Annotated in this window: 20 protein-coding genes; 14 read left to right on the forward strand and 6 right to left on the reverse strand. The window is 60.6% G+C overall.

What is annotated here, in order from left to right; genetic code table 11:
• The first annotated feature begins 412 nt into the window (after positions 1-412).
• From ACF0H7_RS23415 to ACF0H7_RS23430, 4 genes are all read left to right on the forward strand, one after another.
• Positions 413-1,771: a TolC family outer membrane protein gene (locus ACF0H7_RS23415; RefSeq protein WP_397449227.1), complete on the forward strand. Its 1,359-nt coding sequence runs from the start codon at positions 413-415 to the stop codon at positions 1,769-1,771.
• A gap of 34 nt (positions 1,772-1,805) precedes the next feature.
• Positions 1,806-3,950, forward strand: a complete 2,145-nt coding sequence (locus ACF0H7_RS23420) for a type I secretion system permease/ATPase (protein WP_397449228.1) — start codon at positions 1,806-1,808, stop codon at positions 3,948-3,950.
• Positions 3,951-3,974: 24 nt separating this feature from the next.
• Positions 3,975-5,315, forward strand: a complete 1,341-nt coding sequence (locus tag ACF0H7_RS23425; RefSeq protein ID WP_397449229.1) for an HlyD family type I secretion periplasmic adaptor subunit — start codon at positions 3,975-3,977, stop codon at positions 5,313-5,315.
• 139 nt (positions 5,316-5,454) lie between these two features.
• Positions 5,455-6,651 carry a cyanate transporter gene (locus ACF0H7_RS23430; protein ID WP_397449230.1) on the forward strand — a complete coding sequence of 399 codons (1,197 nt, stop codon included), beginning with the start codon at positions 5,455-5,457 and terminating at the stop codon, positions 6,649-6,651.
• 89 nt (positions 6,652-6,740) lie between these two features.
• Here the strand turns inward: ACF0H7_RS23430 and ACF0H7_RS23435 are convergent, their stop codons facing one another.
• Both ACF0H7_RS23435 and pap read right to left on the reverse strand, forming a co-directional pair.
• A complete protein-coding gene (locus ACF0H7_RS23435) occupies positions 6,741-7,925 on the reverse strand; it encodes a thiolase family protein (protein ID WP_397449231.1) in 1,185 nt (394 codons plus the stop codon).
• A 104-nt stretch (positions 7,926-8,029) separates the two neighbouring features.
• Entirely contained in the window at positions 8,030-9,529 is a 1,500-nt protein-coding gene (gene pap / locus ACF0H7_RS23440) for a polyphosphate:AMP phosphotransferase (protein ID WP_397449232.1), read from the reverse strand.
• 154 nt (positions 9,530-9,683) lie between these two features.
• Here pap and mnmC point away from each other — a divergent pair, with 154 nt between their 5' ends.
• The 8 genes from mnmC to ACF0H7_RS23480 all read left to right on the forward strand — a co-directional run bounded on the left by mnmC (position 9,684) and on the right by ACF0H7_RS23480 (position 21,419).
• Positions 9,684-11,663 (forward strand): bifunctional tRNA (5-methylaminomethyl-2-thiouridine)(34)-methyltransferase MnmD/FAD-dependent 5-carboxymethylaminomethyl-2-thiouridine(34) oxidoreductase MnmC, encoded by a 1,980-nt coding sequence (gene mnmC, locus ACF0H7_RS23445; RefSeq protein WP_397449233.1) that lies wholly within the window; start codon positions 9,684-9,686, stop codon positions 11,661-11,663.
• Positions 11,664-11,841: 178 nt separating this feature from the next.
• Entirely contained in the window at positions 11,842-12,510 is a 669-nt protein-coding gene (locus ACF0H7_RS23450) for an ABC transporter ATP-binding protein (protein WP_397449234.1), read from the forward strand.
• Between the two features lies 1 nt (position 12,511).
• The gene (locus ACF0H7_RS23455; protein WP_397449235.1) at positions 12,512-14,992 is read left to right on the forward strand and encodes an FtsX-like permease family protein; all 2,481 of its coding nucleotides are present in this window, start codon (positions 12,512-12,514) and stop codon (positions 14,990-14,992) included.
• Positions 14,982-16,058, forward strand: coding sequence for a lipocalin-like domain-containing protein (locus tag ACF0H7_RS23460; protein ID WP_397449236.1), 1,077 nt, complete (start codon positions 14,982-14,984; stop codon positions 16,056-16,058). The genes ACF0H7_RS23455 and ACF0H7_RS23460 overlap by 11 nt, the downstream gene beginning before the upstream one ends.
• 249 nt (positions 16,059-16,307) lie before the next feature.
• Positions 16,308-18,080, forward strand: coding sequence for an N-acetylglutaminylglutamine amidotransferase (locus tag ACF0H7_RS23465; protein WP_397449237.1), 1,773 nt, complete (start codon positions 16,308-16,310; stop codon positions 18,078-18,080).
• A 3-nt stretch (positions 18,081-18,083) separates the two neighbouring features.
• Entirely contained in the window at positions 18,084-19,832 is a 1,749-nt protein-coding gene (ngg, locus tag ACF0H7_RS23470) for an N-acetylglutaminylglutamine synthetase (protein WP_397449238.1), read from the forward strand.
• A 111-nt stretch (positions 19,833-19,943) separates the two neighbouring features.
• A complete protein-coding gene (locus tag ACF0H7_RS23475; protein ID WP_397449239.1) occupies positions 19,944-21,140 on the forward strand; it encodes an osmoprotectant NAGGN system M42 family peptidase in 1,197 nt (398 codons plus the stop codon).
• 51 nt (positions 21,141-21,191) lie between these two features.
• On the forward strand, positions 21,192-21,419 hold the full coding sequence (locus ACF0H7_RS23480) for a YheU family protein (protein WP_397449240.1): 228 nt from the start codon (positions 21,192-21,194) through the stop codon (positions 21,417-21,419).
• 6 nt (positions 21,420-21,425) lie between these two features.
• Here ACF0H7_RS23480 and csrA read toward each other — a convergent pair whose 3' ends face one another.
• The 4 genes from csrA to ACF0H7_RS23500 form a co-directional block, all read right to left on the reverse strand.
• Positions 21,426-21,620: a carbon storage regulator CsrA gene (csrA, locus tag ACF0H7_RS23485; RefSeq protein ID WP_397449241.1), complete on the reverse strand. Its 195-nt coding sequence runs from the start codon at positions 21,618-21,620 to the stop codon at positions 21,426-21,428.
• A gap of 179 nt (positions 21,621-21,799) precedes the next feature.
• Complete coding sequence (locus tag ACF0H7_RS23490; protein ID WP_397449242.1) at positions 21,800-22,132, reverse strand: YnfA family protein; 333 nt, start codon at positions 22,130-22,132, stop codon at positions 21,800-21,802.
• 86 nt (positions 22,133-22,218) lie between these two features.
• The gene (locus tag ACF0H7_RS23495) at positions 22,219-23,034 is read right to left on the reverse strand and encodes an SDR family oxidoreductase (RefSeq protein WP_397449243.1); all 816 of its coding nucleotides are present in this window, start codon (positions 23,032-23,034) and stop codon (positions 22,219-22,221) included.
• 106 nt (positions 23,035-23,140) lie between these two features.
• Complete coding sequence (locus ACF0H7_RS23500; protein ID WP_397449244.1) at positions 23,141-23,518, reverse strand: DUF2784 domain-containing protein; 378 nt, start codon at positions 23,516-23,518, stop codon at positions 23,141-23,143.
• 150 nt (positions 23,519-23,668) lie between these two features.
• Here ACF0H7_RS23500 and ACF0H7_RS23505 point away from each other — a divergent pair, with 150 nt between their 5' ends.
• Together ACF0H7_RS23505 and ACF0H7_RS23510 are read left to right on the forward strand one after the other, a co-directional pair.
• The gene (locus ACF0H7_RS23505) at positions 23,669-23,827 is read left to right on the forward strand and encodes a DUF3309 family protein (protein ID WP_397449245.1); all 159 of its coding nucleotides are present in this window, start codon (positions 23,669-23,671) and stop codon (positions 23,825-23,827) included.
• Between the two features lie 156 nt (positions 23,828-23,983).
• Complete coding sequence (locus ACF0H7_RS23510; RefSeq protein WP_397449246.1) at positions 23,984-24,976, forward strand: zinc-dependent alcohol dehydrogenase family protein; 993 nt, start codon at positions 23,984-23,986, stop codon at positions 24,974-24,976.
• Positions 24,977-25,156 lie beyond the last annotated feature (180 nt).

A 25,156-nucleotide genomic window follows, 5' to 3' on the forward strand; every position in this document is an offset into this window, starting at 1 on the left:
TCTTACAAAACCGGCTCTAATGCGTTACAAAATTGGAGAAAACTGTTCAGCGAAAGCAACGGGGTAGCGCTGAGCCATCATTCAGGCGACAAAATTTTGTCGCTACGCAATACCCCGTTTTCTCCCCTCTACTACAGCCCCGCCCTATCTTTTGTGTTTCGAGTTGAACTTTTGCGAAAACCGTCTACAACCCCCTAGAGCTTTGCACATAAGGTTCTCGCTAAAAGAACAATGTATTGAAAATTGCAGAGCGCATAAGTTTTTTTTGGCATAAGGCTTATGAAGAAAACGTCTTAGGGAGAGGTAAAGATCTTCTTCGCTCTGTTGTTACAACTCTGGTACGGTTCTACCATATAAATACGCCAATTAATTGGCGAAAGAGTTACACCATTAGGATTAGGGAGAAGTACCCATGCGCGTTTTCAACCCCATCTGCAGCGCAGTTTTGTTAGCGATGGCTTGTGCACATGCGGAAGCCATGTCACTGACGCAGGCGATCCAGAGCACGATCGAGAACCACCCGGAGATCCACGCGGCCTCCAATAACCGCTTGTCTGCAGATGAGGATGTCAAAGTCGCCAAGGGCGGCTACAAGCCTACCGTCGATCTGGTGGCGGCCTACGGCCGCGAAGGCACCGACAGCCCGACCACCCGCTCACTCTTCAATAACAGCGGCAGGGTGACGCTGAACTACACCCAGTCCGAACTGCGTCTGCGGCAAATGCTGTTTGACGGTTTCAATACCCCCAACGAGGTCATGCGCACCAAGGACGTGGTCAACTCCCGCGCCTACTTTGTGCAAGGCACCTCGGAAACCCTGGCCCTGCGTGCGACTGAGGTCTACCTCGAGGTGCTCAAGCGCCGCGAATTGCTGACACTGGCCAAGAACAACCTGCAAGCGCACTTGCGCATCAACGACCAGATCGGCCTGCGCACCAGCCGTGGCGTCGGTAGCACCGCCGACTCGCAACAATCCAAAGCCCGTCGCGCCCTGGCTGAAGACAATTTCTATACCGCGCAAGTGGACCTGAGCGATGCCGAGTCCAACTTCTTCAGTGCCGTGGGCCGGATGCCCGACGAGCTGGAGTCTCCGGCATCGATCCGCGGTGAAGTACCTACCGCGCTGGTCGACGCACGGCAAAGCATGCTGGAAAACAACCCGTACCTGAAATCTGCCCAGGCCGACGTGGCTGCCGCCGAAAGCCAGTACGAAGTGGCCAAATCGCCGTTCTACCCGCGTTTCGACGCAGAACTGGCCACTGGCGCCAACAACAACCTGCAGGGCGAGGAAGGCCACGACAACGAATGGCGTGCCGCCGTGACCATGAACTACAACCTGTACAACGGCTCCCGCGACAAGGCTCGCCTGCAAGGTGACGCCTACAAAATCAACCAGTCCATGGACATCCGCAACAACGCCCTGCGCATGCTCAACGAGAACCTGTCCCTGGCCTGGCATGCCATGGAAAACGCTCACATCCAGACGCCTATTGCTCGCGAATACGCGGATACCAGTACCAGCGTTCGCGCCGCGTACCAGGACCAGTTCGGTTTAGGCCAGCGCACGCTGCTCGACCTGCTGGACAGCGAAAACGAGTTGTACAACGCCGCACGTCGCTACACTGAAGTGCGTTACACCGAAGAGTTCTCCATGTACCGCGTGTTGGCCACCATGGGTCAGCTCCTGCACCAGCAACGCGTGGTCCTGCCAGCCGAAGCCGTTGCCGTGTCCGACGTCAAAAGCGAAGCGCGTTTGCCAGAAATGAAATAATTGCAGTTTGGCGGAGTAAGCGAATTTGACCACCATGGAAAACGTATCGGTCGACCCACGACTGAGTTTCGATGACCCGCTACTGGATGCGTTGCTGATTCTCTGCAAGCTGCACGATTGCACGGTCAGCCGGGCCAGCCTGAGTGCTGGCCTGCCGCTGAAACAGCAGCGCCTGACCCTTGATCTCCTGCCCAGGGCTGCGGCCCGCGCCGGTCTGCAAGCGCGTCTTCTCCGACGCGAACTGGCAGACATCGCCGCCCTTAACCTGCCCGTGATGCTCCTGCTGAAAAACAATCGCTGCGCCATCCTTCGCCGTTGGGGCGACGATGGACGCGCGCTGATTCTGCCCAGCGAGGCCGAAGGTGGCGAGCAATGGGTCAGCCGCGAAGAACTGGTTGAAAACTACAGCGGCCAGGCGTTGTTCGCCCGTCCGCGCCACGAACTCGAAGACTTGCGCTCACCACTGGTGCCGCGGGTCGAGGCCTGGTTTCGCGACACCCTGAAACTGTCCCGCTGGCTGTACAGCGATGCGATTCTGGCCAGCCTGTGCATCAACGTGCTGGGGCTGATGGTGCCGTTATTCGTCATGCAAACCTACGACCGCGTGGTGCCGAACCAGGCCACCTCGACGCTGTGGGTGCTGTCCATCGGATTGCTGGTGGGCACGCTGTTCGAATTGATCCTGCGTGTGGTCCGTGCACACCTGCTGGACACCGCTGGCAAAAAAACCGACATCATCCTCTCCGCGACTCTGTTCGAGCGCATCACCGGCATGGCGATGAAAGCCCGTCCGGCGACCATCGGCGGCTTTGCGCAAAGCATCCATGACTTTCAGGGCCTGCGCGAATTCCTCACCGCCGTAACCCTGACCAGCATGATCGACCTGCCGTTCGCCGTGCTGATGTTGGCGGTGATCGGTCTGCTCGGCGGCTGGCTGGTGGTGATTCCGATCGTTGCGTTCCCGATCACCATCATCTTCGCCATGATCATTCAGGTGCGCTTGCGCGATACCGTACAACGCAGCCTGTCGCTAGGTGCGGAACGTCAGGCGTTGCTGATCGAAACCCTCGGCGGTCTGGAAACGCTTAAGGCCTGCAGCGCCGAAAGCGAACGCCAGCACAAATGGGAATCCACCCACGGCGCCCTCACCCGCCTCGACAGCCACGCGCGCAACCTCTCGGCGCTGGCAACCAACGGCACCCTGTTCATCCAGCAATTCTCCGGCATGGCCACCATCGTCGCCGGGGTCTACTGCATCATCGCCGGCAACCTCAGCGTCGGTGGCCTGGTCGCCAGCTACATGCTCGGCAGCCGGGTGTTGGCGCCGCTGGGGCAGATCGCCGGTCTGATCACCCGTTACCAGCAAGCGCAACTGACCATGAAAAGCACCGACGCGCTGATGGCCCTGCCTCAGGAGCGCGATGCCAAACAACGGCCATTGGAGCGCACCCAGCTCCAGGGTGCGCTGGAAGTCCACGACGTGACCTTCCGCTACAACGATCAAAACGCTCCGGCGCTGGAAAAAATCAGCTTCTCGATGAAGCCCGGCGAGCGCATCGGCATCATCGGCCGCAGCGGTTCCGGTAAAAGCACCCTGGCGCGGCTGGTGATGGGGTTCTACGCCCCGGAAGAAGGCCAACTGCTGCTCGACGGCCTGGACCTGCGGCAACTGGACGTCGCCGACCTGCGCCAGCAAATCGGTTACGTCGCCCACGACCTGCCGTTGCTGGCCGGCAGCCTGCGCGACAACCTGACCCTCGGCGCCCGCTACGTCAGCGACGCGCGCATGCTGGAAGTCGCGGAAATGACTGGCGTCAGCGAACTGGCCCGGCAACATCCGCAAGGCTTCGATCGCCCGGTCGGCGAACGCGGGCAGCTGCTCTCCGGCGGCCAGCGACAGACCGTACTGCTGGCCCGCGCTCTGCTGCTCGACCCGCCGATCATGCTCCTCGACGAGCCCACCAGCGCCATGGACAACAGTAGCGAAGAAGCCCTGCGCCAGCGCCTGCACGGCTGGATACAAGGCAAAACCCTGCTGCTGGTCACCCATCGCACCTCCATGCTCAGCCTGGTTGATCGCCTGGTGGTGCTGGACAACGGCAAAATTGTCGCCGACGGTCCGAAAGAAGCCGTGATCGACGCCCTGCGCAAAGGCCGTATCGGCTCGGCAGCGGTTTAAGCAGCCCTCAATAAGGAATTACGCATGTCGTCGAGCGGCTACTTTAATTTCGGCAAAAGCGCCGACACTGAGTTCATGCCCGAGGTTGCCGGCGTTGCCGAGCAGGACTCGCCGCGTGGTTCGAGGCTAACCGTGTGGATTGCTTCGGCACTGCTGGTCAGTGGCCTGGTGTGGGCAAAGTTCGCGGTACTCGAAGAAGTCACCATGGGCGAAGGCAAGGCGATTCCATCGAGCAAGGTGCAGGTCATCCAGAACCTGGAAGGCGGCATCGTCACCGAGATTTTTGTTCGTGAAGGGCAAATGGTGAACAAGGGCGATACCTTGATGCGCCTCGACGACACGCGCTTTCTGTCGAACAAGGGCGAAAGCGACGCCGACCGCTACACCTTGGTAGCGCAGGTCGAACGCCTGTCCGCCGAGGCTGAGGGGCGGCCGTTCAAAATGCCGGATGAAGTGACGAAAAAAGCCCCGCAAGTGGCTGCTGACGAGATGAGCCTGTACCAATCCCGGCAACGTCGGCTGGCCAGTGAGCAACGCACGCTCAATGAACAATTGGTGCAAAAGACCCAGGAACTGGCCGAGTTCCGCTCCAAGCAGGAGCAATACCGCAACAGCCTCGGCCTGCTGCAACAAGAGATGAACATGTCAGCGCCGCTGGTAGGCACAGGTGCGGTATCGCCGGTAGAAATTCTTCGCCTCAAGCGCAGCGCCGTGGAAGTGCGCGGCTCGATGGACGCCACCACCCTGGCGATTCCTCGCGCGGAAGCGGCGATCAACGAGATCAAGAGCAAGGTTCAGGAATCAGAACTGACCTTCCGTTCCGACGCCTCCAAAGACCTCAACCAGAAACGCACCGACCTGTCGAAACTCACTGCTACCAGCATCGCCATCGACGACCGGGTCACCCGCACCACCGTGGTGTCACCGGTGCACGGCATCATCAAGACCATGAAGGTCAACACCATCGGCGGCGTGGTTCAGCCCGGCAGCGACATGATCGAAGTGGTGCCGCTGGAGGACAACCTGCTGATCGAAGCCAAGGTCCGCCCGCAAGACATCGCGTTCCTGCACCCAGGGCAGCCGGCGGTGGTCAAGTTCAGCGCCTATGACTACACCATCTACGGCGGCATGAAAGCCAAGCTGGAAGTGATCAGCGCCGACTCCATCACCGATGATAAAGGCAACAGCTTCTTCCTGATCCAGGTCCGCACCGACAAAAACCACCTCGGCACCGACGCCAAACCGTTGCTGATCATCCCGGGGATGGTGGCGACGGTGGACATCATCACCGGCGAGAAAAGCGTGATGGATTACCTGCTCAAACCGGTGTTGAAAGCGCATACCGAGGCGATGCGCGAGCGGTAGTCCGTCAGACAGTCCGTGCCGATCCATTCGCCAACGTGTTGGCGAATGGATCTGTCTATCCACCCGATCCATTTTTTTCATTAGCCGCACCTGACTTCAGCGCCGCCTAATCGCTGCTCTGGAAGCTCAAGGTACGGTTATGGAAAACACTCGCGTCACTACCCCGCCACTCACCAACACCCTGTGGTTGATGGCCAGCATCGTGCTGATCGCACTCAACCTGCGCCCGTCCATGGCGGCCATTGGGCCGTTGCTGTCGTCGATTCGCGAAGAGATCCCGCTGACCTTTGGCATCGCGTCGCTGCTGACCATGCTGCCGGTGACGAGCATGGGCCTGGCGATGTTCTTCGGCTTGCGCATCGCTCAACGGCTTGGTGAACACCGCACCATTGCCCTGTCGCTGCTGCTGATCGGCCTGGCGACAATGTCGCGTCTGTACCTCGATTCCGCTGCCGAGTTGATCCTCAGCGCAGTGCTGGCCGGGTTGGGAATTGCGATGATTCAAGCGTTGATGCCGGTGTTGATCAAGTCCCGCTTCAGCAGCAACGTCTCGTTGTTCATGGGGCTGTACGTCACCTCGATCATGGGCGGCGCAGCGATTGCCGCGTCGTTCAGTCCCTTGCTGCTGAGCGTCACCAACAGTTGGCGAACCGGGCTGGCGTTCTGGGGTGTGTTGGCGGTGCTGGCGCTGCTGTTCTGGTTCGGCCAACGCGCGACCATCGTCGATGCAAGCCACTCTGCGGCGGGCCCGAGAGAGTCTTTTGCCAAAAAGCCTAGAGCATGGACGCTGGGGATTTTCTTTGGCCTCGGCACCGCGTCCTATACCTGCGTGCTGGCCTGGTTCGCGCCCTACTACGTGGAAAAAGGCTGGAGCGATCAGCAAGCCGGATTACTGCTGGGGCTGCTGACCGCGATGGAGGTGCTGTCCGGCCTGCTGACACCGGCCATCGCCAATCGCAGCCGGGATCGACGTTGGGTGTTGGCGACCCTGTTGCTACTGATCATCGGCGGGTTTTGCGGCCTGATCCTCAGCCCCGAATACCTGAGCCTGTTGTGGCCGTGTCTGTTGGGATTGGGCATTGGCGGCTTGTTTCCCATGAGCCTGATTGTGTCGCTGGACCATCTGGACAACCCACGCCGCGCCGGTGGCCTGACGGCCTTTGTGCAAGGCATCGGTTACTTGATCGCAGGGCTTTCGCCGTTACTGGCAGGGGTGATTCGTGATCGGCTGGGCAGCTTCGAATGGGCCTGGTGGTCGCTGGCGGGGGTCATGGCGGTGATGCTGTTGATGGTGCCGCGTTTTAATCCCAAGCATTACGCGCGGGATTTACCCTGACAAAAACCTGTAGGAGCTGCCGCAGGCTGCGATAAGGCCGGAACGGCCTTCCGGCCGTTGAATCGCAGCCTTCGGCAGCTCCTACAGTGTTATTTGTACGCTTCAAACAACCCGGTAGCGCCCATCCCGCCACCGACGCACATGGTGACGATGCCGTAGCGCAGGTTGCGCCGTTGCAGTTCACGCACCAGGAGCCCGACCTGACGCGAGCCGGTCATGCCGAATGGGTGGCCGATGGAGATCGAGCCGCCGCTGAGGTTGTATTTATCGTTGTCGATTTCCAGACGGTCACGGGCGTACAGGCACTGCGACGCGAAAGCCTCGTTGAGCTCCCACAGATCGATGTCCGACACTTGCAGGCCTTTGGATTTGAGCAGTTTTGGCACCGAGTACACCGGGCCGATGCCCATTTCATCCGGCTCGCAACCCGCAACGGTGAAGCCACGGAAATACGCGCGCGGCGTCAGGCCCAGTTCCAGGGCTTTTTCCAGGCTCATCACCAGGGTCATCGACGCGCCGTCCGACAGCTGCGACGAGTTACCCGCGGTCACCGAACCGTCTTCGGCGAACACCGGCTTCAGGCCGGCGAGGCTTTCCAGCGTGGTATCCGGGCGGTTGCAATCATCGCGATCAACGATGCCTTCCACCAGACTGATAACGCCGGTGTTTTTGTCCTCGACCCGATACGTGACCTTCATTGGCACGATTTCATCGGCAAACAAACCGGCGGCCTGGGCGGCGGCAGTGCGTTGCTGGCTTTGCAACGAGTACAGGTCCTGTTGCTCGCGGGTGACGTTGTAGCGACGCGCAACGATCTCGGCGGTCTGGCCCATCGGGAAGTAGATGCCTGGCACCTGCTCCTTGAGCAATGGATTGATCAGGTTGTCGGTGTTGACGCTTTTCATGGTCAGGCTGATGGATTCAACGCCACCGGCAATGATCACGTCGCTGCAACCCGAGGCAATCTGGTTGGCGGCAATCGCGATGGCTTGCAGGCCCGACGAACAGAAACGGTTGAGGGTCATGCCGGCCACGCCTGTGCCCAGCTTCGACAGCACCGCCACGTTACGGCCGATGTTGTAGCCCTGCGCGCCCTCGTTGGAGCCGGCGCCGACGATGCAGTCTTCGACCAGCGCCGGGTCCAGGCCATTGCGGCTCAGCAGCGCGTTGACGCAATGCGCCGCCATGTCGTCCGGACGGGTCTGGTTGAATTTGCCACGGAACGACTTGGCCAGGCCGGTCCGTACGCTATCGACAATCACCACTTCACGCATGGCACATCTCCGTTCTGTTGTTGTTTTTGAAAGATCAGCGAGAATAAATCCAGCCGATCCCGATCCGCGACGATCATTCACTGCCTGTATGCAAACTCATCGGCTCAATTCGACTTCTTGTCCTTGTCGAACGCCGCCTCCAGCGCGTCATTGATCGTGCGCAGCACCTTGACCCGCGCCCAGCGCTTGTCATTGGCCTCGACCAGGGTCCACGGAGCGACTTCGGTGCTGGTGCGGTCGACCATGTCGCCCACGGCCTCGCGGTACTGTGGCCATTTCTTGCGGTTGCGCCAGTCGTCGTCGGTGATCTTGTAGCGCTTGAACGGGATCTTCTCTCGCGCTTCGAAACGCTCCAACTGGGTCTTCTCATCGATGGCCAACCAAAACTTGACCACCACGGTGCCGGCCTCTTTCAGTTGTTCTTCAAAGTCGTTGATCTCGCTGTAGGCACGCAGCCAATCGGACGGGCTGCAAAAGCCCTCGACCCGCTCCACCAGCACCCGGCCATACCACGAACGGTCGAAAATGGTGAACTTGCCGCGCGCCGGAATCTGCCGCCAGAAGCGCCACAGGTAGGGTTGCGCACGTTCGTCTTCGCTGGGCGCAGCAATCGGCACGATGGCGTACTGACGGGGGTCGAGCGCCGCAGCCACCCGGCGAATCGCGCCGCCCTTGCCCGCCGCATCATTGCCCTCGAACACCGCCACCAGCGCATGGCGACGCATGCGTTTATCGCGCATATTGCCCGCCAGCCGCGCCTGTTCGGTGATCAGCTGTTCTTCGTAATCGTCCTTGTCCAAGTGCAAGGTCATGTCGAGGCTGTCGAGCAAGCTGAGCTGGTCGATATTGGTCGGCAGCGGCCCGATCATCAGCGAAGATTGCTCCGACTCGGTCCTCGCCAGCGCCGCCTGCAAACCTTCGAGCAGCAGTTGGCCGACGGTCAGGCTGCGGTAATGCGGGTCCACGCCTTCGATGACATACCACGGCGCGTAATCGCGGCTGGTACGACGTAACACCCGCTCGCCGTAGCGCACGAATTTGTCGTAGGTTTTCGATTGCTGCCAGTCCAGCGGGCTGATGCGCCAGCTGTGCAGCGGATCATCTTCCAGCGCCTTGAGCCGGGCTTTCATTTGTTTCTTGGACAGGTGGAACCAGAACTTGAAGATCAACGCGCCTTCGTCGACCAGCATTTTTTCCAGGCGCTCGGCGCCATTGATCGCCTGATCCAGTTGTGCGCCCTTCAAGTCGCCATTGACCCGCCCCTGAATCATCTGGCTGTACCAATTACCGAAGAAAATCCCCATACGCCCCTTGGCCGGTAACTGTCGCCAGTAGCGCCAGGCCGGTGGATGGGCCAGTTCTTCGTCAGTCTGCTGGTCGAAGGTACGCACCTCAATCAGTCGCGGGTCCATCCATTCATTGAGCAGCTTGATGGTTTCGCCCTTGCCTGCGCCTTCAATGCCGTTGATCAATACGATCACCGGAAAGCGCGACTGTTGCTTGAGCTCGTACTGCACGTCGAGCAGCGCTTCGCGCAAGGCCGGCAAGGCAGCGTCGTAGGTGTCCTTGTCGATGGCGTGACCGATTTCAGCGGATTCGAACATGCACAGCTCCCTCTCAAGATCGTTGAAGACTAGCGGATCGTCTGTCCCCGTGGGGATAAAGACCACTGATCGTTGAGATGGGTCAATCTTCTGCACCTTCGTCGAGCGGGTCATTGAGTTAAACTGTCGCGCTTCTGCCGTCGCCGAGCCCACCATGACCCTCACGCCAAACGCCCAAATCGACTGGGATGAACAGGGCCGCCCTCGCTCGCAGGCTTTCGATGATGTGTATTTCGCCACCGGCTCCGGGCTGGACGAAACCCGTCATGTGTTCCTGAAACAGAACGATCTGGACCAGCGCTTTAGCGCGTTGGCGGCGGGCGAACGCCTGGTGATCGGCGAAACCGGCTTCGGCACCGGTCTGAATTTTCTGTGTGCGTGGCAGCTGTTTTCGCAATGTGCGGTGGCCGATGCGCGGCTGCATTTCATCAGCGTCGAGAAGTTTCCGCTGACCCACAGCGACTTGCAGCGTGCCCTGGCGTTGTGGCCAGAACTCAAGGCATTTGCCGACCCGTTGCTGGAGCACTACGTTGCCGTGCACGAGGGGTTTCAACGCTTGGTGTTCGACGGCGGTCGTGTGACCTTGACCCTGTTGATCGGCGACGTGCTGGACATGCTGCCGCAACTGGACGGGCAGATTGATGCGTGGTTCCTCGATGGCTTTGCCCCGGCAAAAAACCCGGAGATGTGGACCCCGGAACTGTTCTCAGAACTGGCACGCCTCGCGGCGCCAAACTCGACCATCAGCACCTTCACCAGCACCGGCTGGGTGCGTCGCGCATTGAATGCGGCAGGCTTCAAGATGCGTCGCACGCCGGGCATCGGTCATAAGTGGGAAGTGTTGCGTGGTGTGTTTGTCGGCTGGCCCGAGGCTGTGGATAAACCGCTGGCGGCCAAGCCGTGGTTTGCTCGACCCACAGCGCAGTTTGCGCAGCGTAAGGCGTTGGTGATCGGCGCCGGTCTGGCCGGTTGTGCCACCGCTGGCAGCCTCGCCGCTCGGGGTTGGCAGGTCAGTTTGCTCGAGCGGCGCAGCGACCTGGCGCAGGAGGCGTCGGGTAATCCGCAGGGCATTCTGTACCTGAAACTGTCGGCCCACGGCACCGCTTTGTCGCAACTGATTGTCAGCGGTTTCGGTCATACCCGTCGTCTGTTGGAGCGCCTGCAACGCGGTGTCGACTGGGACGATTGTGGCGTGTTGCAACTGGCATTTGATGCCAAGGAAGCCGAACGTCAGGCGCAATTGGCGCAGGCGTTTGCCCCGCAACTGCTGCAGTTGATGGACCAGGACACGGCTCAAGCCTGCGCCGGCATTGCCTTGGCTTCAGGTGGGTTGTTCTACCCCGAAGGTGGCTGGGTGCATCCGCCGACCTTGTGCCGCGTTCAGGCTACGCATCCAAACATTCAACTGCTGGTGCATCACGACGTGGTTGAACTGCGCCGCAATGGTGAACAGTGGCAGGCGTGGGACGGTGAGCGTTTGCTGGACGAAGCGCCTGTGGTGGTGCTGGCCGGAGCGGCTGAAGTAAAACGCTTCCCGGCCAGTGCCGAGTTGCCGCTCAAGCGCATTCGCGGACAGATCACTCGCCTTGCGCAAACCTCGGCCAGTGCGGCGTTGCGCACGGTGGTGTGTGCCGAAGGCTATGTGGCACCGGCGCGTCTGGGCGAGCACACGTTGGGGGCGAGTTTCAATTTCAAGAGCGACGACCTGACGCCAACCACCGAGGATCATCTGGATAATCTGCAACTGCTGCAGGAAATTTCCACGGATCTTGTAGAACGTCTCGGCGCCGATCAGTTGCCGCCGGAGGACTTGCTGGGCTTTGCCGGCTTCCGCTGCACCAGCAACGACTACCTGCCCATCGTCGGACCACTGGCGGATCGCGAGGCCTTCATCGAGGCCTACGCCGTGCTGGGCAAAGACGCACGTCAGGTGCCGGAGGTTTCCTGCCCATGGCTGGAGGGTTTGTACGTCAACAGCGGCCACGGTTCACGCGGGTTGATTACCGCGCCGTTGTCCGGCGAACTGCTCGCCGCCTGGCTCGACAACGAACCCCTGCCGCTGCCGCGCAGCGTGGCCGAGGCCTGTCACCCGAACCGTTTTGCGTTGCGCGCGTTGATTCGCGGCAAGCTGTAAGGCCTTCAGGCACCGCACCGGATCTTTTGTAGGAGCTGCCGAAGGCTGCGATCGGCTGGGCACCGGCCGTAACGGTGGTCCTCTTGTAGGTCGTTCCGACCTTATCGCAGCCTTCGGCAGCTCCTACAATTGATGTGCGCTATCCTCTGCGCCATCTCCTCCGTCAGGCGTGTATTCCATGCTGCAAGTGCAAGGCGTGTTCAAAAGCTATGCGACACCTCAGGGGCCGTTGGCGGTGTTGCAGGGGGTCGACTTGCAGTTGGAACACGGCAGCAGCCTGGCGCTGATGGGTGAGTCGGGCAGCGGCAAGAGCACCTTGTTGCACTTGATGGCCGGGCTGGACCAGGTGGATCGCGGCACCATCAGCATCGCCGGGCACCGCCTTGATCGAATGAACGAAGCCAAACTGGCCAACTGGCGCCGCACTGAAATCGGTCTGGTGTTCCAGCAATTCAACCTGATCAGCAGCCTTAAAATCGACGACAACCTCGCGTTTCAAGCACGCCTCGCCGGGCGCTTCGATCCACTGTGGCAAGCGCAATTGATCGAACGCCTGGGCCTCGGCGATCTGCTCAAACGTTACCCGGAGCAATTGTCCGGTGGCCAGCAACAGCGAGTCGCGGTCGGTCGCGCACTGGCGTCGCGACCCGGTTTACTGTTGGCCGACGAACCCACCGGCAACCTCGACGAAGCCACCAGCGACGAAGTCCTGCAACTGCTCCTCGATCTGCTGCGCGACAGCCCTACCAGCCTGTTGATGGTCACCCACAGCCCACGGGTGGCGGCGCGTCTGGCGAACAAAGTGGTGCTGCACAACGGGCGCCTGGCCGACGCTGGCAAGCGCTGAGATGCGGGTTTTCTATTGGACCTTGCGCGCGCTGCTTAGCCATTGGCGCCAACATCCTGTGCAGTTTTTCAGCGTGCTCACCGGCCTGTGGCTGGCCACCAGTTTGTTGACCGGCGTGCAGGCGCTGAACAGTCAGGCGCGCGAAAGTTACGCCAAAGCCAGTCAATTGATCGGCGGCGAACCCCAGGCCAGCCTGACTGCGCCCAACGGTGCGACCTTCGCCCAGTCCCTGTTCGTCAATTTGCGCCGCGCCGGGTGGCCGGTGTCGCCGGTGTTGCAAGCGCGCCTCACGCTCAAGGGTTACGAAGCGCAACGCCTGCAAGTGATGGGCATTGACCCGGTGTCGTTGCCGGGCGGCGCGGCGCTGGCCGGCAAGACCCTGGACATCGGGCAAATGGTCGACTTTTTCAGCGCACCGGGCAGCACCTGGATCGCGCCACAAACCTTGCAAGCGCTGGGTCTTCGCGAAGGCGACCGGCCATTGAGCGAGAACGGCCAGCCCCTGCCACCACTGCACGCCCAGCCCGACATGGCCCCAGGTTTGCTATTGGTCGACATTGGTTTCGCGCAACAGGTGCTCGGCCTGCCGCAGCAGCTTTCGCGACTGTTACTGCCCAAGGACTTCGCCGCCACAAAGCCGATCTTACCGCCCGACATTGACGGGCAACTGGTGCTGAAAAGCAGCGGCGAAGAGAACAATCTGGCGCGCCTCACCGAGAGTTTTCACCTCAACCTCGATGCGTTGGGCTTTCTGTCGTTCGTGGTCGGACTGTTCATCGTTCACGCGGCGATTGGTCTGGCGCTGGAACAGCGTCGCGGCCTGCTGCGCACCTTGCGTGCTTGCGGGGTCAGCGCACGAATGTTGATCCTCGGTCTCAGTGTGGAACTGGCCGGCCTGGCGTTGTTGGGCGGGATCTTTGGGGTGATCAGCGGCTACTTTCTCGCCAGCCTGTTGCTGCCGGACGTGGCTGCCAGCCTGCGTGGTTTGTACGGCGCCGAGGTCGCCGGGCAATTGAGTCTGAGCCCGTGGTGGTGGTTCAGCGGTGTCGGCCTGAGTCTGCTCGGCGCGTTGCTGGCGGGCGCCAACAGCCTGCTGCGGGCGGCGCGTTTGCCATTGCTGGCGCTGGCCAATGCGCAAGCCTGGCATCAGGCCTACGCGCGCTGGTTGCGGCGTCAGGCGTGGGTCGCCGCACTGATGGGCGTGGTGGCCATACTCGCGTGGCTACTGGGCGACAGTCTGGCCAGCGGTTTTGCGCTGATGGGCACGATGCTGCTGGGGGCCGCGCTGGCGTTGCCGGTGCTGCTCAATGCGCTGCTCGACGGCTTGCTGGGGCGCGGTCGCTCGGTGCTCGGCCAATGGTTTCTCGCCGATTGCCGACAACAGTTACCGGCCTTGAGTCTGGCGCTGATGGCGTTGTTGCTGGCGTTGGCCGCCAATATCGGTGCCGGCAGCATGACCTCGGATTTCCGCCAGACCTTCAGCAATTGGCTGGAACAACGACTGACCGCCGAGCTGTACCTCAACCCGGAAAACCCGGCGCAAGCGCGCGAGATGCAGACCTGGCTCCAGCAGCAACCGCAGGTGCAGGCCGTGTTGCCGAGCTGGCAAGTGTCGATTCAACTGCAAGGCTGGCCCGGCGATTTGTTTGGTGTCATCGACCACCCGACCTATCGCCAACATTGGCCGCTACTAGAATCGGCAGCGGGCGATCCCTGGGATCAGCTAGCGCACGAAGACACCTTGATGCTTAGCGAACAACTGGCGCGGCGACTCAAAGTAAGTGTCGGCGATCAGGTGTCGATTCCCGTACCGCAGGGCCAATGGTCGCCGCGCGTGGTGGCGATCTACGCTGACTACGGCAACCCCAAGGGCCACTTGCTGGTCAACTCAGAACACCTGCTGCGTCATTGGCCGCAACTGGCGCCGACCCGCTTCAACTTGCGTATCGACCCCATCGCCGTGCCGTCACTGGTGCGCGCGGTGCAGTCGCGCTTTGCCCTGGAAGACAGCCGCATCGTCGACCAAACCCAACTCAAGGGTTGGTCCACGCAAGTGTTCGAGCGTACGTTCGCCGCCACTGCCGCGCTCAACAGCCTGACCCTGGGCGTCGCCGGCGTTGCGCTGTTTATCAGCCTGCTGACGCAAAGCCAGAGCCGTTTGGCTCAGCTCGCCCCGCTGTGGGCGTTGGGCGTGACCCGACGTCAGTTGATGCTGCTCAACCTCGGGCAAACCTGGCTGCTGGCGGTGTTGACCCTGCTCCTCGCGCTGCCCTTGGGCCTGCTGCTGGCCTGGTGCCTGGACGCGGTGATCAATGTGCAGGCGTTCGGTTGGCGCCTGCCGTTGCAAGTGTTCCCGACGCAACTACTGCAACTGATGGCGCTGGCGTTGCTGGCGACTTTACTGGCCTCGGCCTGGCCGCTGATCAAGCTCTATCGCAGCCGCCCCGCCGACCTGCTGAGGACCTTCGCCCATGAGGATTAAACCACTCTGGTGGCTGCTGGGCGTGCTGCTGTTGAGTGCCTGCGACGACGACAAAAAGCCCGCCGAAGGTTTTGCCGGGCTGGGTAACGAAGCGGCGGCCTTCACTCAAGTGGTCCCCGGCCGGGCGTTCATTTTCCCCCAGGACCACGGTCCGCACGACGGTTTCCGTATCGAGTGGTGGTACATCACCGCCAACCTCAAAGACGATCAGGGCGAAGAATTTGGCGTGCAATGGACGCTGTTTCGCAACGCCCTGAAAGCCGGCTCCGAACAGGCCGGATGGAGTGATCAAACGATCTGGATGGGGCATGCGGCGGTCACTTCCGGCGCCCGCCACTATGCCGCCGAGCGCTATGCCCGGGGCGGGGTCGAACAGGCCGGGGTCACGGCCGCACCGTTCAAGGCGTGGATCGATGACTGGACCTTCGACAGCCAATCACCTGTGGATAACTCGCTGGGCGACATGCAGGTGCACGCGCGCGGGCCAAACTTCAGTTATCAACTGCACCTCAGGTCCAGCCGACCGCTGGTGCTGCAAGGTGAACAGGGTTTCAGCCAGAAATCCGAACAGGGCCAGGCGTCGTATTACTACAGCCAGCCGTTTTTCCAGGCCGGTGGACGTCTCGACATCGATGGCAAAACCTACCAGGTCACCGGCCCGGCCTGGCTCGATCGCGAATGGAGCAGCCAGCCGCTGACGGCCAATCAAATCGGTTGGGACTGGTTTTCCGTGCACCTCGACAGTGGCGAACAACTGATGCTGTACCGCATGCGGCAGAAACAAGGCGCGCCCTACCTGACCGGGACATGGATCAACGCCGACGGCCACACCGAGTTATTGCAAGGCTCACAAATTCAACTCACGCCCGAGGCAGCCACCGAGGTCGCTGGCAGAAGCATGCCAACGCGCTGGTCAGTGAAAATCCCAAGCAAACAACTGGCCATCACCACCACGGCGCTCAATCCCAAGGCGTGGATGAACCTGCAGATTCCGTATTGGGAGGGACCGGTGCGGGTGACTGGCAATCGCAGCGGCACGGGGTATCTGGAGATGACGGGGTATTAGCCTGATTACCCAAACCCTGTAGGAGCTGCCGAAGGCTGCGATAAAGTCGGTACGACTTTCCGACGGTGGCAGGTTCACTATTTTTGCCAGCGCTTTGCACTGGACCGCAGCCTTTGGCAGCTCCTACAAGGATATTGCTCAACCACCCTTATAACTGAACAGTCTAAAACTCTCATAAATCTCACCGGTCAGTTTATTGAGTAGGCGCTGAATGCCTGCCCTCCCCAACGGACACCCGGTAAGGAATTTATGTGCGGATTAGCTGGTGAACTACGTTTTGATCATCGACCTGCGGACCTCGCCGCCGTCGAACGGATCACCCATCATTTGGCGCCACGCGGGCCCGACGCCTGGGGTTTTCATTCTCAGGGCCCTTTGGCGCTCGGCCATCGGCGGCTGAAGATCATGGACTTGTCTGACGCTTCGGCGCAGCCGATGGTCGACAATCGTCTCGGCCTGGCGCTGGCCTATAACGGCGCGATCTACAACTTCCCCGAGCTGCGCACCGAGCTGCAAACCCTCGGGTATTCCTTCGATTCCGAGGGTGACACGGAAGTCTTGCTCAAGGGCTACCACGCCTGGGGCGCCGCCTTGTTGCCGAAACTGAATGGCATGTTCGCGTTTGCCATTTGGGAGCGGGAAACCGAAGAGCTGTTCATCGCCCGCGACCGCCTGGGGGTCAAACCCCTGTATCTATCGCGCAACCCGCATCGGCTGCGCTTCGCCTCGTCGTTGCCTGCGCTGCTGAAAGGTGGCGATATCAGCCCGACGCTGGACGCCGTGGCGCTGAATCATTACCTGAATTTCCATTCTGTGGTTCCCGCGCCGCGCACCCTGCTGGCCGGCGTTGAAAAGCTGCCGCCCGCCAGTTGGATTCGCATCGATGCCAGCGGCAAGATCGAGCAAAAAACCTGGTGGCACCTGCCGTATGGCCCACGCGAAGATGAGAAAAATCTGACCCTGGAAGACTGGCGCGATCGCGTGCTGGACAGTACCCGCGAGGCGGTGGCGATTCGGCAACGGGCGGCGGTGGATGTGGGTGTGCTGCTCTCGGGCGGCGTTGATTCGAGCCTGCTGGTCGGGCTGTTGCGTGAAGTCGGGGTCGAGGACTTGTCGACGTTTTCCATCGGCTTCCAGGACGCCGGTGGCGAACAGGGTGACGAGTTTCACTACTCGGACCTGATCGCCCGACACTACGGCACCCAGCACCATCAGTTGCGGATCAACGAAAGCGAAATCATCGAGCAACTGCCGGCGGCGTTCCGCGCCATGAGCGAGCCGATGGTCAGTCACGACTGCATTGCCTTCTACCTGTTGTCACGGGAAGTCGCCAAACATTGCAAGGTGGTGCAAAGCGGTCAGGGGGCCGACGAACTGTTCGCCGGTTACCACTGGTACCCACAGGTGGACGGCGCCGAGGATCCTTATGCGGCCTATCGCGAGGCATTTTTCGACCGCAGTTACGAGGAATACGCCGCCACCGTACAACCGCAATGGCTGACCGAGAACGACGCAGCCGGTGACTTCGTTCGCGAACATTTCGCCCAGCCCGGCGCCCACGAGCCTGTGGATAAAGCGTTGCGCCTGGACAGCACCATCATGCTGGTGGATGACCCGGTCAAGCGTGTGGATAACATGACCATGGCCTGGGGCCTGGAAGCGCGGACACCGTTTCTCGACTACCGCCTGGTCGAGCTGTCAGCGCGAATTCCCGGGCGTTTCAAACTGCCCGACGGCGGCAAACAGGTGCTCAAGGAGGCGGCTCGAAAGGTGATCCCGGCCGAAGTGATTGACCGTAAAAAAGGCTATTTCCCGGTGCCGGGGCTCAAGCATTTGCAGGGCGATACGCTGAACTGGGTGCGCGAGTTACTGCTCGACCCGAGTCAGGATCGCGGGCTGTTCAGGGTGGAAACCGTCGACCGCCTGTTGAGCCAACCCGAGGGACAACTGACTCCACTGCGCGGCTCGAAGCTATGGCAACTCGCCGCGCTGAACCTGTGGCTCAGCGAACAAGGACTTTGACCGATGAAACATCATGCTTCGACCTTCAGCCAACGACTGCTGCGCGGCCAATCGCCTTCTTACGAACGCCTGCAAGCGCGCTTTGCCGAAGACGGCAGCCCTCTCGACGCCCAGCCATTGGCCCTGCATTGCGGCTGGGGTCGGCTGTTGATCGGCCACACGTATCCCGACGCGGAGGCCCTGGTCAGTGAACTGCTCAACGAGAAACCCGGCGAGCGCGACATCGCGCTGTATGTCGCGGCGCCGCAGCAGGTGTTGGCGCAGTCTCCCGGCCAACTGTTTCTCGACCCGTCAGACACCCTGCGCCTGTGGTTCAGCGACTACCGCCCGGCACAGCGAGTGTTTCGCGGCTTTCGCATTCGCCGCGCACAAAATGCGCTGGATTGGCGCGCGATCAATCAGTTGTACGTCAGTCGCGGCATGTTGCCTGTTGACCCGACCCGGCTCACCCCGCGCCACCAAGGTGGCCCGGTGTATTGGCTGGCCGAGGACGAAAACAGCAACGCGGTGATCGGCAGTGTGATGGGCCTCAACCATGAGAAAGCCTTTCACGACCCGGAACACGGCAGCAGCCTCTGGTGCCTGGCGGTCGATTCGAAATGCACGCGGCCCGGCGTCGGTGAGGTGTTGGTGCGGCACTTGATCGAACACTTCATGAGTCGCGGCCTGAGTTACCTCGACCTGTCGGTGCTGCACGACAACCAACAAGCGAAAAATCTCTACGCCAAGCTCGGTTTTCGCACGCTGCCGACCTTCGCCATCAAGCGCAAGAACAGCATCAACGAAGCACTGTTCCTCGGCCCCGGCCCCCAGGCAGCGCTCAATCCTTATGCGCGGATCATTGTCGATGAAGCCCATCGACGGGGTATCGAGGTGCAGGTCGACGATGCCGATGCGGGACTGTTTACCCTCAGTCATGGCGGGCGCCGGGTGCGCTGTCGCGAATCGCTGAGCGACCTGACCAGCGCGGTGAGCGTGACCTTGTGCCAGGACAAAAGCCTGACCCATCGCATGCTCAAGGCCGCCGGTTTGCAACTGCCCGCGCAGCAACTGGCGGCCAACGGCGATGACAACCTGGCCTTCCTCGACGCCCACCAACGGATCGTGGTCAAGCCGCTGGATGGCGAACAGGGTCACGGCGTGGCGGTGGATTTACACAGCATCGGCGACGTCCAGCGCGCTATCGAACGCGCCCACGCATTCGACAGCCGGGTGTTGCTGGAAAGCTATCACCCAGGCCTGGACCTGCGCATCGTGGTAATCGGTTTTGAAGTGGTGGCGGCAGCGATCCGTCGCCCGGCGGAGATCGTCGGTGATGGGCAGCAGACCATCGCGGCGTTGATCGAATCCACCAGTCGTCGCCGGGAGGCCGCGACCTCGGGCGAAAGTAGTATTCCTGTGGATGCCGAAACCCGCCGTACCCTGAGCGATGCAGGCTATGACCTCAACAGCGTGCTGCCGTCGGGCAAACAACTGGCGGTGAGACGCACGGCGAACCTGCACACTGGTGGTTGCCTGGAGGATGTCACCGCGATCCTGCACCCAACCCTGGCCGATGCGGCGATTCGTGCCGCGCGAGCGTTGGACATTCCGGTGGTGGGCCTGGACTTGATAGTGACCGCCGCCGATCAGCCGGAGTATGTGTTTATCGAAGCCAATGAACGCGTCGGCCTGGCCAATCACCAACCGCAGCCGACGGCCGAGCGCTTCGTCGACCTGCTGTTTCCACACAGTTTGCCTGTGCATAACTGATGCCTACGCGCACTCATCTGTAGGAGCGGGCTTGCCCGCGATAGCGGTTTATCTGAGACACCGCATGAAGCCCGCTCCTACATGAATGCGTCAAGTTTCTGGAGCCTCATCATGTCAGCAGCAAAATCCCCCGAACCAGACCTGCAGTACTTGCAGAAAGTCCTTCTGGAAATGCTCGCGATCCCCAGCCCGACCGGCTTTACCGACACTATCGTGCGGTATGTTGCCGAGCGACTTGAAGAGCTGGGTATCCCCTTCGAACTGACCCGCCGTGGGACGATTCGCGCCACGCTAAAAGGTAAACAGACCAGCCCCGACCGCGCGGTGTCCGCGCACCTGGACACCATCGGTGCCAGCGTTCGCGCGCTGCAGGACAATGGTCGTCTGGCCCTGGCGCCGATTGGTTGCTGGTCCAGCCGTTTCGCCGAAGGCAGCCGGGTGAGCGTATTCACCGACACCGGGGTGATTCGCGGCAGTGTGTTGCCATTGATGGCTTCCGGGCACGCGTTTAACACCGCCGTCGATGAAATGCCCATCAGTTGGGACCACGTCGAATTGCGTCTGGACGCCTACAGCAACAGCCGCGCCGAGTGCGAAAAACTAGGAGTTAACATAGGCGATATCGTCGCCTTCGATCCGCTCCCGGAGTTCACCGAAAGCGGCCACATCAGCGCCCGCCATCTGGACGACAAAGCCGGGGTCGCCGCGTTGCTCGCAGCCCTCAAAGCCATTGTCGACAGCGGTGCTCAACCCCTGATCGACTGCCACCCGCTGTTCACCATCACCGAAGAAACCGGCACCGGCGCGTCGGGGGTTTTACCCTGGGACGTCAGCGAATTCGTCGGCATCGACATTGCTCCGGTGGCGCCCGGCCAACACTCCAGTGAACAAGCGGTCAGCGTGGCGATGCAGGATTCGGGGGGGCGTTATGACTACCACCTGTCGCGACACTTGTTGCAGCTGGGCGCGGAACATCAGTTACCGCTACGACGTGACCTGTTTCGCTATTACTTCAGCGACGCCCATTCCGCCCTCGCCGCCGGGCACGACGTGCGCACCGCGTTGCTGGCCTTTGGTTGCGACGCGACCCACGGTTATGAACGCACCCACATCGACAGTCTCAGCGCCTTGAGCCGTCTGTTGGGCGCTTACATCCTCAGCCCGCCGGTGTTCGCCAGCGACGCGGAGCCGGCACAAGGCTCGCTGGAGCGCTTCAGTCATCAACTGGAACATGACGCACAAATGGAGTCCGATACACGCGTACCGGCAGTGGACAGCCTGATCGGCCAGCGCACGGAAGGGGTTTGAAGTCTCAGGGCAACGTGGGAAACTGCGCGTTGCCCTGTACGTGAGAACCTCATGCTGATCCCCCACGACCAACTCGAACCCGACACCCTCACGCGCCTGATCGAGGACTTTGTGACCCGTGACGGCACCGACAACGGCGACGACACCCCGCTGGAAACCCGCGTGCTGCGGGTCCGTCATGCCCTGAGCAAAGGCCAGGCGCTGATCGTGTTCGATCCGGAAAGCGAGCAGTGCCAATTGATGCTCAAACACGACGTGCCCAAGGAGTGGCTCGACTGATCGGCCTCACGCCGGTGGCTGCTCGGCTTCTTGTGCCAAGCGCTTGGCAATCCGCCGGAACACTTCAGCCCGATGAATTTTCACGTGTTTGGGTGCGGTGATGCCGAGCCGTACCTGATTGCCGTTGACGCCCAGGATCTGCACGGTGATGTCATCGCCGATTGAAAAGGTCTCGCCTATTTCTCGTGTCAATACCAGCATGGTGTCCGCCCTCTTTTTGTTACAAAGAGCGCAGAGTGCCCGGCGAACCGGCCCCCATCAATGCACGCGGGACAAATCAGTAATGCCCTTCAGCCGCCCCAGATTTGTCCTACGGAATTGACCCGTTTTGCGCAGTAAAACATCAGAAAAGTCGCCCTACAAAGACGGCTTCGATCGGATTACGGCGAGGAAAAACGCGGGCCGAACAGGATAATACTGGCGCCTATCACGCAGAACGCGACACCCAGCCAGTCGGAATTCAGCGGCCGGATCTTCTCGATCAAGCCGAGCCAGGCAATGGACGCGACGATGTAAATACCGCCATACGCAGCGTAGGCACGCCCGGCATAGGTGGCTTCGATGCGGGTCAACAACAGCGCGAACAGCGTCAGGCTGAGCAACGCAGGGATCACCCACAGCGCGGTCTTGCCCATCCGCAGCCACATCCAGAAGGCATAGCAACCGGCGATCTCGAACAGCGCCGCGAGGAAAAACCACAGGTAATTGAGCACGTCGGAATCTCGTCAGGATGGCCCGGCAACCCTAACGGTAGAGGCCTTCGCAGGCAAGCCTGCGAATAGGCCAACCTTCATAACGCTTACTCGCGGGATTGCTTGGCCTTGGCGCGCATTTTGTCGGACATCGAGGCCATTTCATCGTACAGCAGCTGTGGATTTTTCTGCTTCAGGGCCCAGGCCATGCGCCCTTGCTCGTGGGGCAGGATCATGAACTCCCCGCTGGCCACTTGCTCGAAAATATAGTCGGCGATGTCGCTGGCGCTGATCGGCGAACTTTCCAGCAGTTTGCCCACCTGGGCTTTCATTGCCGGGGTCGGGCCGCGGAACGAATCAAGCAAGTTGGTCTGGAAGAACGACGGGCACACCACGTGCACAGCGATTTCTTCCTGGCGCAGTTCCACCAGCAAGCTTTCCGACAGGGCAACAACGCCCGCCTTGGCCACGTTGTAGTTGCTCATGGCCGGGCCTTGCATCAGGGCCGCCATCGACGCGATGTTGATGATTTTGCCCTTGCTGACTTCCAGCAGCGGCAGGAACGCCTTGCAGCCCTTGACCACACCCATCAGGTTGACCGCGATCTGCCAGTCCCAGTCTTCCAGCGACAGTTCGCTGAAGAAGCCCCCGGAGGCGACGCCCGCGTTGTTGACGATCACATCAATGCCACCGAATTTCTCTTCGCACGCCTGAGCCAGTGCAGTCAGCTGGCTGTAGTCACGCACGTCACAGCGTTGAGTGAAACCATCACCACCCGCCTCGCGCACAAGTTTCAGGGTTTCCTGCAAGCCTGGCTCGCTGACGTCCGACAACGCTAACTGCCAGCCCTCACGCGCCCAGCGCAGTGCGATTTCACGACCCAGGCCTGACCCGGCGCCGGTGATCATCATTCGGTTTTGCATAGGGAACTGCCTTGTTGTTCTGGGAGAGATGAGCCGCAGTGTAGCCAAGGTTATCGGCAGATCGTCCTACAATCAGATTGCTGAATGCCACAGGCAAACCCACGGCTTATAAGGCTTTGCGGTGTATCCATGCATGCCGTATCAAGCAGCCGTAGACCAGCACGTTTGTGAACACGACTGCGGCCCCCAGCCACAGTTGTATCCCCGGCGTCAGGCCCGCCGGGTAGATCAACGGAATCAACGAGTGCTGAATAAAATCCCCCGCATAAGCCTGCTCCCCGCCCTGCACGCGCAGGCTGTTTTCCAACGGCGTCAGTGGGCAATACAAATGAAAGAACTCCACCACTGCGCCCCAGACCATTGCCGGCAGGTGCAGCGCCAGTAACCAATGCCAGCGCAGCACCAGCAGACCGCCGAGCATGACGAAGACGATAAACACCAGGTGGAACACCACGACGGCATCGGCAAAAACGCGATAAAGCATATTTCTACCCGTCTAAAGTTGGCTGCAAAAAAAAACGGACTTTTTTAGAACAGCGGGAGTCGGATTAATTAAGCAGCTCACACTTTACGCACCGCGCGCTAAAAACGTGAACTGAAGACGCCATTTACCAAAAGAAAGAAGGAACTCACCATGGGCCTCGGCACAATTCTTATCATCATCCTGATCCTGCTGCTAGTTGGCGGTTTGCCAGTGTTTCCACACTCCAGAAGCTGGGGTTATGGGCCATCAGGCATCATCGGTACTGTCCTGGTTATTCTGTTGATTTTGGTCTTGCTCGGCCGGATTTAGTTGCTGCTTTAACCCCCAGACACCCCGCACGCCGGGGTGTTTGTTTGTCGGGTATTAAGGATATTTATTCCGCAGTGTTTGGATCGGCAGCCAATTTTTCTTTGCTGCAATCCCGCCTAAGGTGGGCGCATCCCAATCCAGACTGGAGTGTTATCCATGGCTCGTGTAGTTGAATTCACCCGTTACGGCGAACCTGAGGTTCTGCAGTTCAAAGAAATTCCGCCCCCGGTTCCCGGTCCGAACGAAGTACGAATCCGGGTCAAGGCGATTGGCCTGAACCGTGCCGAATCCATGTGGCGCAAGGGCGCTTACGTCGAAGAAGTCCGCTTGCCGGCGCGCCTGGGCTATGAGTCCTCGGGGATCGTCGAAGCGGTCGGCGAGTCGGTGACCCATGTGGCAGTCGGTGATGCGGTCAGCACCGTGCCGTCGTTCTCGCTGAACGATTACGGCATGTACGGCGACCAAGTGCTGGCGCCAGCCCACGCGGTGGTGAAAAAGCACGAATCGTTGTCGTTCGCCGAAGCGGTGGCGGTGTGGAACCCCTACATCACGCCGTATGGCGCGATGATTGAACCGGGCTTGCTCAGTGCCAGCGACGTGGTTCTGATACCCGCCGCCTCCAGCAGCGTTGGCCTGGGCACCATTCAACTGGTCAACATGATGGGCGCCACGTCCATTGCCCTGACCCGCACAAGTGCCAAGCGCGAGCAACTGTTGGCGGCTGGCGCGCAGCACGTGATCGCCACTGAAGAGCAGGATCTGGTGGCTGAAGTGATGCGCATCACCGACAACAAAGGCGCGACGCTGGCCTTCGACCCGGTGGGCGGTTCGACCCTGGCCAAGTTGATTTCAGCACTGGCGCCAGGTGGCCATATCTTCCTATACGGCGCCCTGAGTGAAGAACCTACCGAGCTGCCGATCCTCGACATGATCGCTAAAAAGCCCAACATCCACGGCTACAACCTGTTCGGCACGACCACCGATGCCACGCTACAGAAGGCGGCGGTGGAGTTTATCCACGCGGGGTTGGCGTCGGGCAAGCTGAAGCCACTGATCGAGAAAACCTTTGCCTTTGACGACATCGTCGAAGCCCATCGGTATCTGGAAAAGAGCCAGCATTTGGGGCGGATTGTGGTGACCGTGGATTAGTTGACCACTACAAACACACATCCCTGTAGGAGCTGCCGCAGGCTGCGATAAGGCCTGAAGGCCTTCAAATCATGCTGCCGCTTCGCTGCAGATCGCAGCCTTCGGCAGCTCCTACAAGGTCCGCGTGGAGCGCCCATAAAAAAAGCAGCCCGAAGGCTGCTTTTTTCATTGCATCAACCG

This window comes from Pseudomonas sp. NA-150, assembly GCF_044336365.1.
Classification (GTDB): domain Bacteria; phylum Pseudomonadota; class Gammaproteobacteria; order Pseudomonadales; family Pseudomonadaceae; genus Aquipseudomonas.

Coding starts and splice junctions, on each gene's coding strand:
- ACF0H7_RS23455 (WP_397449235.1), top strand. CDS start 12,512: ATGCGGGTTTTCTATTGGACCTTGCGCGCGCTGCTTAGCCATTGGCGC.
- ACF0H7_RS23480 (WP_397449240.1), top strand. CDS start 21,192: ATGCTGATCCCCCACGACCAACTCGAACCCGACACCCTCACGCGCCTG.
- ngg (WP_397449238.1), top strand. CDS start 18,084: ATGAAACATCATGCTTCGACCTTCAGCCAACGACTGCTGCGCGGCCAA.
- ACF0H7_RS23475 (WP_397449239.1), top strand. CDS start 19,944: ATGTCAGCAGCAAAATCCCCCGAACCAGACCTGCAGTACTTGCAGAAA.
- mnmC (WP_397449233.1), top strand. CDS start 9,684: ATGACCCTCACGCCAAACGCCCAAATCGACTGGGATGAACAGGGCCGC.
- ACF0H7_RS23500 (WP_397449244.1), bottom strand. CDS start 23,518: ATGCTTTATCGCGTTTTTGCCGATGCCGTCGTGGTGTTCCACCTGGTG.
- csrA (WP_397449241.1), bottom strand. CDS start 21,620: ATGCTGGTATTGACACGAGAAATAGGCGAGACCTTTTCAATCGGCGAT.
- ACF0H7_RS23425 (WP_397449229.1), top strand. CDS start 3,975: ATGTCGTCGAGCGGCTACTTTAATTTCGGCAAAAGCGCCGACACTGAG.
- ACF0H7_RS23435 (WP_397449231.1), bottom strand. CDS start 7,925: ATGCGTGAAGTGGTGATTGTCGATAGCGTACGGACCGGCCTGGCCAAG.
- ACF0H7_RS23505 (WP_397449245.1), top strand. CDS start 23,669: ATGGGCCTCGGCACAATTCTTATCATCATCCTGATCCTGCTGCTAGTT.
- ACF0H7_RS23495 (WP_397449243.1), bottom strand. CDS start 23,034: ATGCAAAACCGAATGATGATCACCGGCGCCGGGTCAGGCCTGGGTCGT.
- ACF0H7_RS23510 (WP_397449246.1), top strand. CDS start 23,984: ATGGCTCGTGTAGTTGAATTCACCCGTTACGGCGAACCTGAGGTTCTG.
- ACF0H7_RS23460 (WP_397449236.1), top strand. CDS start 14,982: ATGAGGATTAAACCACTCTGGTGGCTGCTGGGCGTGCTGCTGTTGAGT.
- ACF0H7_RS23450 (WP_397449234.1), top strand. CDS start 11,842: ATGCTGCAAGTGCAAGGCGTGTTCAAAAGCTATGCGACACCTCAGGGG.
- pap (WP_397449232.1), bottom strand. CDS start 9,529: ATGTTCGAATCCGCTGAAATCGGTCACGCCATCGACAAGGACACCTAC.
- ACF0H7_RS23420 (WP_397449228.1), top strand. CDS start 1,806: ATGGAAAACGTATCGGTCGACCCACGACTGAGTTTCGATGACCCGCTA.
- ACF0H7_RS23430 (WP_397449230.1), top strand. CDS start 5,455: ATGGAAAACACTCGCGTCACTACCCCGCCACTCACCAACACCCTGTGG.
- ACF0H7_RS23465 (WP_397449237.1), top strand. CDS start 16,308: ATGTGCGGATTAGCTGGTGAACTACGTTTTGATCATCGACCTGCGGAC.
- ACF0H7_RS23415 (WP_397449227.1), top strand. CDS start 413: ATGCGCGTTTTCAACCCCATCTGCAGCGCAGTTTTGTTAGCGATGGCT.